Consider the following 8775-nt stretch of genomic DNA (forward strand, 5'->3'; position numbering starts at 1 on the left):
AAGTAAAACCCGACTTAGAAGTTTCTAAATCGGGTTTTTGTGTTTAGCATTTTGTGGGCGTGCACTGAAAATTTAAACCTTTTTCAGCGGCCTCGTCTATGCCGGGTTATTTTTTATTTCCAATCGAAAAGTCAAATCAGACGTTAAACAACATATCGGCATAGGTCGGCAACGGCCAAATGCTCGCATCCACCAACGTCTCGAGTTTATCAGCATCGACGCGAACCTTCGCCATGGTGGTGAAGACCACGTCACGATAGAATTCAGCATGTTTTAGAGCATCGCCGCTGGTCGCCTCGGCTTCTTCAACTGCTTTTTCAAGCGCCGCGATGTTCGCGCTGAAAGAATCGACCACCGCCGATACTTCAACCAACAGTTTTTCTTCTGCGGCAGTACTGGCTTTGGCGGTTGCACTCTTAATCTTGTTGATGCTGGCGGCCAATTCTCCGGCGAATTTAATGGAGGCCGGCAAGATCTGGCGTTTGGCGATATCCAGCATGGTCAGGGCCTCAATGTTGATGACCTTAGCGTACTCTTCCAGGAAGATCTCATAACGGGAGTGCAATTCAACCTTGCTCAAAACGCCATGGTTTTCAAAGACTTTGATGCTCTTATCGGAGATCAAGTAGGGGATCGAGGCTACCGTCGATTTAATATTCGGCAAACCCCGTTTCTCCGCTTCGACGACCCACTCGTCGGAGTAGTTATTGCCATTGAACACGATCCGCTTATGATTCTTGATGATCTCCTTGATGATCGCTTGAACTTCGGCGTCGACATCGGTGGCTTTCTCAAGCCGGTCGGCGATGCGCGACAAAATTTCGGCCACGATGGTATTCAAAGCGGTATTCGGTCCGGCAATGGATGCGGAGGAAGGAACCATCCGGAATTCAAATTTGTTGCCGGTGAAGGCGAACGGCGAAGTCCGGTTCCGATCCGTGGAATCCTTCGGCAGTGTCGGCAACGTCGTGACACCGATCCGCAATTCTCCGCCGGATTTGGAACTCTTCGCGCCGCCATTTTCGAGCTGTTCCAGGATGTCGCTGAGCTGCTCACCCAAGAAAATCGAGATGATGGCAGGAGGAGCTTCGTTAGCACCCAAGCGGTGATCATTGCCGGGGTTGGCGGCGGCGACCCGCAAAATTTCCGAATATTCGTCAACCGCTTGAATAACGGCGGTCAGGAAGAGCAGGAATTGCTCGTTCTCATGAGGGGTTTTGCCGGGGTCAAGCAAGTTTTGACCGTCATTCGTGCTCATGGACCAGTTGTTATGTTTACCGGAACCGTTAACGCCGGCAAACGGTTTCTCATGCAGCAAACAAACTAAACCATGACGGGCGGCGACCTTCTTTAACGTCTCCATGACCAATTGGTTATGATCGGTGGCGATATTGGTGGTGCTGAAGATCGGTGCCAGTTCGTGCTGGGCCGGGGCGACCTCATTGTGTTTGGTCTTGGCGAGGACACCCAGCTTCCAGAGTTCTTGGTCCACTTCCGCCATGAAACCGGAAATCCGCTCTTTGATCGCGCCAAAATAATGATCTTCCAGCTCCTGCCCTTTCGGCGGCTTGGAGCCAAACAGGGTCCGGCCGGTCAAAATCAAGTCTTTCCGTTTATCATAAAGCTTCTTGTCAATGATGAAATACTCTTGCTCCGGGCCCACGGTCGTGGTAACCTTGGTGGCCGTCGTATTGCCGAGCAGCCTCAGGACACGGACCGCCTGCTTGGAAAGAGCCTCCATCGAACGGAGCAACGGCGTTTTCTTATCAAGCGCCTCACCGGTGTAGGAGCAGAATGCCGTCGGAATATAAAGGGTCTTATCTTTGAAGAAAGCCGGCGACGTACAATCCCAAGCCGTATACCCACGAGCCTCAAAGGTAGCCCGTAAGCCGCCAGACGGGAAAGAAGAAGCATCCGGCTCACCTTTGATCAATTCTTTGCCCGAAAATTCCAAGATCACCCGGCCGTCGGAGGTCGGAGAGATAAAGGAGTCATGTTTTTCGGCGGTAATTCCGGTCATCGGTTGGAACCAATGGGTAAAATGAGTAGCACCCTTCTCAATCGCCCAGTCCTTCATAGCATTTGCTACGACATCCGCCACCGAGGGATCAAGAGGCAAACCCTCATCGATCGTCTTTTTAAGCGCTTTATAGATATTCTTAGGTAAGCGGGTGCGCATTACAGCATCATTGAAAACGTTACTGCCAAAAGTGTCTTCCAAAGTTTCCTGTAAGACCAATGGCTCTTTTTCCATGCCAATCCCTCTCTTCATGTAATGTTTCTGTTATATACGGTAATAGCTTAACATTGTTTATGGAAATTTTCAAGTGAGCTGAGCGGAATTTTAATGAAACTTTACAAAAGAAATGCCAATCATTACATGAGATTTTCGTAATTGACTCTTATTTTTCACCATCGTCGAATCAAATCCATCAATTCATATGAAATTGATTGCATTTGGATATCATTGCTCCTTATCCTTACCACCCACAAATCGTTCCCTGTCGAAATTATTTCATCGAATGGTAGGATTTTGGTAGGATTTATCCATGGAAAGTTGAATCATTTCAAATCATTACTAATTATGGGAAGGTTGGTGTGGACATGCCTGAAATTCTTCTGGAAAACGTCAAAGAGATCATCGAGGTTCCGGAGAACCAAGCGAATGCGTATCAAGCTCTCGGCTGGCTGGAAATCGATAACTACCGGAACGGCGGAAAAGTTTTTCTGGTCTTGGCCTGGACTGAGGATTCCGATCCCCGGAAACCCTGACTTCTTTGATAATTGATATTAATGATTTCCGCCGGAGCGCTCCATTGAAGCATCGTATCTCTGAATATCGATTGCTTTCTTGGCGGATTCGGTTACAATATATAATGTAAGATTTGGATATATCAGAATAACAATTTACCGCTACTTACCGCTACCGAGCTACCAAAATAAATTTTTGAGAACGCCCAGACAGCTTTTACTGTGGGCTGCTACTCCGGTGTTCAATCCATCGAAAAAATTTTTGGCAAATCGCGATGCTTTATACAGAGCTCTGATAAACCCGGCTGATAGCCTTGAAGGTCACAGCAATTGCCTGAAGCAAGTGTAAAGTCAGTTTAAACCTTTTCCAAAGCAATTTCCGCTTCGAAAGACTTTATCACATGGCTTTGAATGCGTTGTCCAAAATTGCAATTCATCCATTGAATCACCGGATAATAAATTGGAAATTGCCTATTCCGAAGAAGCTAAAGGGGATGACCGCAGTGAATTCTGTGATTTCCTGCAAAGGATTGGAGAAACGGTACGGAGCCAAGCGGGCTTTGAAAGGGATCGACTTGGAGGTTGAGACGGGATCGATCGTGGCGCTCCTCGGAACCAACGGTGCTGGAAAAACTACTTTGATCCGCACTTTATTGGGGCTCATCCCCAAATCCCGGGGCGAGATCCGGGTCCTCGGCGAGGAACCTTACAAGTTCGGCGCCCAACTCCGGCAGCGGATCGGTTACGTCTCGGAAGAACAGGGCTTATACGGCTGGATGTCGGTGCGCGAGATCATCCGTTTTTGCCAGTCACTGTATCCGGTATGGGATCAGGAATTAATCGCCAAGTATTTGGAGCGCTTTAAGATCAGTCCGAAAACGAAGATCGAAACCCTCTCCAAGGGACAACAAGTCAAGTTGGCGCTCTTGCTGGCATTGGCTCCCAAACCGGAACTGCTGATTCTGGATGAACCCATGAGTGGCTTGGACCCTTTCGCTCAACATGAATTCCTTCAGGTCATCATGAAAGAGATTCGGCAGGAAGGCCGGACCATCTTTTTTTCCACTCATAACCTGGCGGACGCGATGACTGTCGCCAAACAGGTAGCCATTGTCTATGACGGCCGGATTCAAGCATTCGGCAGCATTTCCGAGGTCTGTTCCAAAGTGGTCAAACTGCGCGGCACTCCGGCGCCGGATCAGCCGTTGACCGGAGGTTTCGCCGGAGGAGTCTTGCTGGCGGAAGAACCGGACAGTACTACCTGGCTGGTGCCAGCCCAAGGATTGGCGGAGATTGCGGCCAGCTCGGAACTGGCGGATTCGGCGGCGGAGCCGGCAACCTTGGAGGAAGCGTTTCTCTTCTTTTGCGCAGGGAGGGAGGAAGCGTGACGGGCCTCGCGGTCTTGTTTCGAAAAGAGTTCAAACAGAATCTCATTATTTATGCCGTGCCCTTTCTCGTATTGATCCTGTTTTGGGCGCTGCAGCTCCGGGGGGTCCAACCGTTGCCCCGCCAGTGGCTCAAGATTCTGGGGGTGGTTCTGCCGATCGCCTTAGCCTTTTCCTACGGATTGCAGGCTTTCGATCTGGAGGAGAATGGCCAAACTCGCGATTTTCTGCTGACCCGGCCGCTTAGTTTCCGGAGGATTATCGGCGCCAAATATGGTTGCGGCCTCGCGGTTCTGTTGGTTTTCTCCGCCGTGTGGCCGGCGGTTTTAGTTCCTGCCGAAATCAAATGGCCGGACTTCGCCAACTTTCCGACCTTCTATTACAGCATGTATCTGATCACGGTGATCATCCTATACACCCTCAGTTTTGCGATGGGGATCTTCGTGAAAGGGCCCGTCAAACTGGTAGCCGCTCTTTTGGCAGGCGGTGCGGGCGTGGTTTGGTTCTTTTATACCGGGTTGGAGCTCATGACTTTCAGCTATTACCAACTGTTGGGAAATTGGCCGGATATGCTGCTGTATCTGCTCCTGTTTCTGGCAACGCTCGGTCTGCTGACGCTTCTGGTGGTTTTAGCCCTCAAAAGCGGTGGCCAAGGGTTGCGCAATACCGCCTGGCGCGACGACCCGCAACTCATCCGGATCACAGCCGTTTTGCTGGTCATTCCGTTGTTCGGCTTGACGCTAAACCACCTTCATCCGCCGGCGATCAAACCCTTCAATTCATTGGCGGCCACGCTTTTCGGGCGTGAGAAATGGTTTTATCCCGTCGAAGGCAGAAAGCAACCCTTGGGTCCGTTCTATCTGTTTTATAGCACGGACGGACGGCTGGGCGTCGCGCGGCCGGGTCAAAAGCCCCGTCCCATCTATCGTGTCCCGTCCCTGAATCCCTCCATATCCGATCTGAGCTGGTCACCCGATGGGCGGAAGCTGGCCTTTAAAGAAGGCAAGCAGTTCCGGATCGGAACCATCCGCGCCAACCGTTTCCAGCCTCTCTATACCATCGCGGACGTGGATACGCTGCTTTGGTCCAACGATTCCCAAGCGGTCTTGACCTTAAAATCGGCCGGCGCGCAACCGCAAGCGGACCAAGCGGCCGCGCGCTCCATCCAGCTGAACCGGGTTCAGCTGGCAACCGGACAAACGGCTGTGGCCGGTTCGCTCCGCTCCAACGGAATCGCCCACGGTTGGGACGCGGATCGGAACACGCTCATTGCCTTGGATCCCCAGTGGAAGATCGTTCTGATCGACACCGTTTCCAAACAGGTCCGGATGTTCAACTTGCTTCCCGAAGCCGGTTCGAAGCTGCCACCGCTGATCTTCGGGCAGATTATTCCCCCGCCCGCCGGCAGCCACCGTTTTCAAGTGGCCGTCATCTCCTATCCGTCAGGCGACCGCTATGCGCTATTGCTTTACGAACTGGACACGGTCGGACAAACCGTCCGGTTGCGCCATATCGTAAAAAACGTCAATTATAAAGACCTGGTGTTGGGGCCGGACGGTGCCGAAGCGATCGCCCGGACCGGCAGCGGAACTTATTACCCTGTACGCGAACTTTCGAAAGCGAGGTAATCGGGAATGCTCTCCTCCGTCCGGGTACCCGGGAAATGCCGAATCTTCTTGCAACAAGGGGCGATTTTAGTCAAATCCGAGTTTTACCGGGGATTCCTCCCTTTCATGCTGCCGTTGCCCCTTTGGATCGGCGGGATTCTTTATGCGCTGTCCCTGGGGCGTCTTCCGCTTCCCTTGACTTCCGTCGCCGCCTGGAGCGTGCTGGGGATGGCCGGGATTCTGGCCCTGATCTACGGGTTGCAGGGCTTCAGCAGCGAAGCCGATCGCCAAACCTTGGATTTCTTGCTCTCCCGCCCTTTGTCCCCCTATCTGATCGTGGCGGTCAAGTATCTGGTCAGTCTGGGGGCGCTGCTTTTTTGGATCGCCATCGCCGCGCCCTTCTTCCGGATCGAGCTGGCGACCCTGGACCTGGCCAAGGGGATGGGGGTCGAATGGCTGCTCCTGTTCATCCTGGTGATTCACGCCATGAGCTTTCTGGCCGGGATCGTCGCCAAGGGGTTGGAGCGGCTCTTTGTAGTCACGGCGACGTCCGGCGGGGTCGCCTGGTTGAGCTTTCAATACTGGAATAAAATCTTGGATTTGATCAGCGCCAACTTTTACTGGCCGGACGTCCCTCCCCGGCTGATGCTTTTGCTGACAACCTTGCTGCCGTTATTGCTCATGTTGTTGGGCCTGGCGGTGCCGCTGACCGCCACGGTCTGGTACGTCAGGAGCCGCGTCAAATGGTGGGAGTTCAAGCCCTTTTATTGGGTGGGCGGCAGCTGGCTGCTGCTCCTGCTGTTGATCCGGGGCGCCGAGTTTCTTTGCGCTCCCCCGCTGTGGCCGCTGGAAGGAGCGGAATACGGCGATTGGCATGAAAACGGCGGCATTGCGCTCAGCCGTACGCTCGATAAAAAGACCCAATCCAGCCAGCTGTTTCTGGCCCGGTTGAACGGGAAACCCCGCCTGATCCATGTCGGAACAGCGATCTGTAAACCGCGCTTCGCCCCGGATGGCCAACGCATCCTGTTCATCGAAGACGGCCGGGTCAAACTCTACGATGGCGCCACCCGCGGGATTACTCCGCTCGCCCGGGGCGAAGCGGCCGCTTGGGCGCGGGATGGCCGGCGGATCCTGATCAGCCAGAGCCTGAAGAATAAAAATCCGGAGCAGCCCCGAAACCGGCTGGCCGTTTACGACCCGGCAACCCAAAGGCTCACCACCGTGTCCATCCAGAACCTGGCCATTACCGACCTGGTTTGGGACTCCGCCCGCCATACGGTTTACCTTTTGGGCAAAAAGACCGAGCTCTACGGCTTGGATCTGAAAACCGGCAGCCGCAAAGAATACCCTTTCCCCGAAAAGGAGCAGCCTTCCCTCTTCGGGGTCGTCCATCCGACGCTGGTGCTGGACGAGGCGGACCGCATTCTCTTCCTCGGACAGTCCTTCGACCGGAGCGTAAAGATCTTCTTTCTCAATCTGCGCCTGGGAAAAACGGGGTTGCTGGAGGAAAAATCGGACGTCAGAATCCTGACCGGGCCGCCCGTTTTGATGGACCCTCATGCCGCCGCCTATATCTGGCCGCGCTTCGACGGCGGGTTTGAGAGCCAGACCAGTTACTTTTATATGGGCAAACTGGATGAAGAGTTTCATCATCACGACGATTAGCCAAATGACTCAAAAAGAAAGTTATCCCACGCCTTCATCCTCCCTTAGGGACTGGAAAAGTTCATTGCGAAACCCAATCGGACCATTTCCTCACCCAACGCCGCTATGAAGCAACGGAATCGGACGCTTTACTGACCGAAACAACTCCGGCGATAACCGCCGGAGTTCATTTTGTTTATAAATCATCTCCGGCGGTTGCTGCCACAGTATGTTTTGTTACGAATGATCTCTGGCGGCAATCCCCATACTTCATTTTGTTACTGAATGATCTATGGCAGTGACTGCCAGAGATCATTTGCTTATAAAAGCAACTCCGGCAGCGGTTGCCGGAGTTCATTCCGTAACCAAAGTTGATTATTTTATGGGAAAGCGAACTTAATCGCTAACGATGCAACCAACTCCCTGGAGATAATCGTTCACCTCGGTCCACTTTTTATTCCTCATTTCACCCCGCTCATCTTGATCCCTTCCACCAGATACTTCTGGAGGATAAAGAAGATGATCACCGTCGGAATGATGGTGATCACGCCCGAGGCCATCACGGCGTCCCAAGGAGTGTCGTTCCGCCCGATAAAGCAGGCGATGGCCACTTGGAGCACCCACATGTGCTGCTGCTGATTGACGATGAGCGGCCACAGATAATTGTTCCAGTTGGCGATGAAAAAGGCCACCGCCAGCGTGATCGCGACCGGTTTGATCAAGGGTAGAAAGATGCGGCTGAAGATCTTCCATAACGAACAGCCGTCGATCTTGGCGGCCTCCTCCAGTTCCTTAGGAATGGTCAAGAAAAATTGGCGGAACAGAAAAATCCCGTAAGCATGGGGAATGGCCGGCACAATCACCCCTTGAAAGGTATTCAGCCAGTTTAAGTTTTTGACCAGAATGAACAGCGGGATCATAATCACCGAAAACGGCACCATTAAGGTGCTCAGGATCCAAATGAACACCAGATTTTTACCGCCAAAATTCAACCGGGCCAGAGAGTAGCCGGCCATGGCGTGAAAGACCAGCGCCACCAGGGTCACCGTGGTCGCGATGAAAAAGGAGTTGCCGAAGTAACGCAAGAAGTTTTCGTCCAAAACCCGCCGGTAACCGTCGAACGAAACGATCTTGGGAAGGAGCGCCAGGTCAAAAACGTCGGCGTTGGGTTTGAGCGATGAGACGACCATCATATAGATCGGCAGGATAAAGAGGTAGCCGATGGCCGACGCGCTGATAATCTTCGTAAAATAGAGCCGGCCCTTGTTATTCAAGTTGTTCAAAATACCACATCCCTGATATGGAAGTGCCACGTCAAGCAAAATTTTTAAAAACCTAAAAAAGTTCGAACCAAACCAAGAGAACCTTGATAAAGATCCTCAAAC

At 52.5% G+C, this 8775-nt stretch carries 6 protein-coding genes; 4 read left to right on the forward strand and 2 right to left on the reverse strand.

What is annotated here, in order from left to right; translation table 11 throughout:
• Nucleotides 1–136: 136 nt before the first annotated feature.
• Nucleotides 137–2254, reverse strand: a complete 2118-nt coding sequence (locus EDC14_RS26180) for a glutamine synthetase III family protein (RefSeq protein ID WP_132018294.1) — start codon at nucleotides 2252–2254, stop codon at nucleotides 137–139.
• Between the two features lie 350 nt (nucleotides 2255–2604).
• Between EDC14_RS26180 and EDC14_RS27030 the strand changes: the two genes are divergently transcribed.
• The 4 genes from EDC14_RS27030 to EDC14_RS26195 all read left to right on the forward strand — a co-directional run bounded on the left by EDC14_RS27030 (nucleotide 2605) and on the right by EDC14_RS26195 (nucleotide 7411).
• Nucleotides 2605–2772, forward strand: coding sequence for a hypothetical protein (locus EDC14_RS27030; RefSeq protein WP_165908345.1), 168 nt, complete (start codon nucleotides 2605–2607; stop codon nucleotides 2770–2772).
• A 482-nt stretch (nucleotides 2773–3254) separates the two neighbouring features.
• Nucleotides 3255–4139, forward strand: a complete 885-nt coding sequence (locus EDC14_RS26185) for an ABC transporter ATP-binding protein (RefSeq protein WP_165908346.1) — start codon at nucleotides 3255–3257, stop codon at nucleotides 4137–4139.
• Nucleotides 4136–5764, forward strand: a complete 1629-nt coding sequence (locus tag EDC14_RS26190) for an ABC-2 transporter permease (protein ID WP_165908347.1) — start codon at nucleotides 4136–4138, stop codon at nucleotides 5762–5764. The genes EDC14_RS26185 and EDC14_RS26190 overlap by 4 nt, the downstream gene beginning before the upstream one ends.
• A gap of 6 nt (nucleotides 5765–5770) precedes the next feature.
• Nucleotides 5771–7411: a TolB family protein gene (locus tag EDC14_RS26195; protein WP_132018303.1), complete on the forward strand. Its 1641-nt coding sequence runs from the start codon at nucleotides 5771–5773 to the stop codon at nucleotides 7409–7411.
• A 440-nt stretch (nucleotides 7412–7851) separates the two neighbouring features.
• Here the strand turns inward: EDC14_RS26195 and EDC14_RS26200 are convergent, their stop codons facing one another.
• Nucleotides 7852–8673, reverse strand: coding sequence for a carbohydrate ABC transporter permease (locus EDC14_RS26200; protein WP_243663130.1), 822 nt, complete (start codon nucleotides 8671–8673; stop codon nucleotides 7852–7854).
• Nucleotides 8674–8775 lie beyond the last annotated feature (102 nt).

The sequence above is a fragment of the Hydrogenispora ethanolica genome, from assembly GCF_004340685.1.
GTDB lineage: Bacteria > Bacillota > UBA4882 > UBA8346 > UBA8346 > Hydrogenispora > Hydrogenispora ethanolica.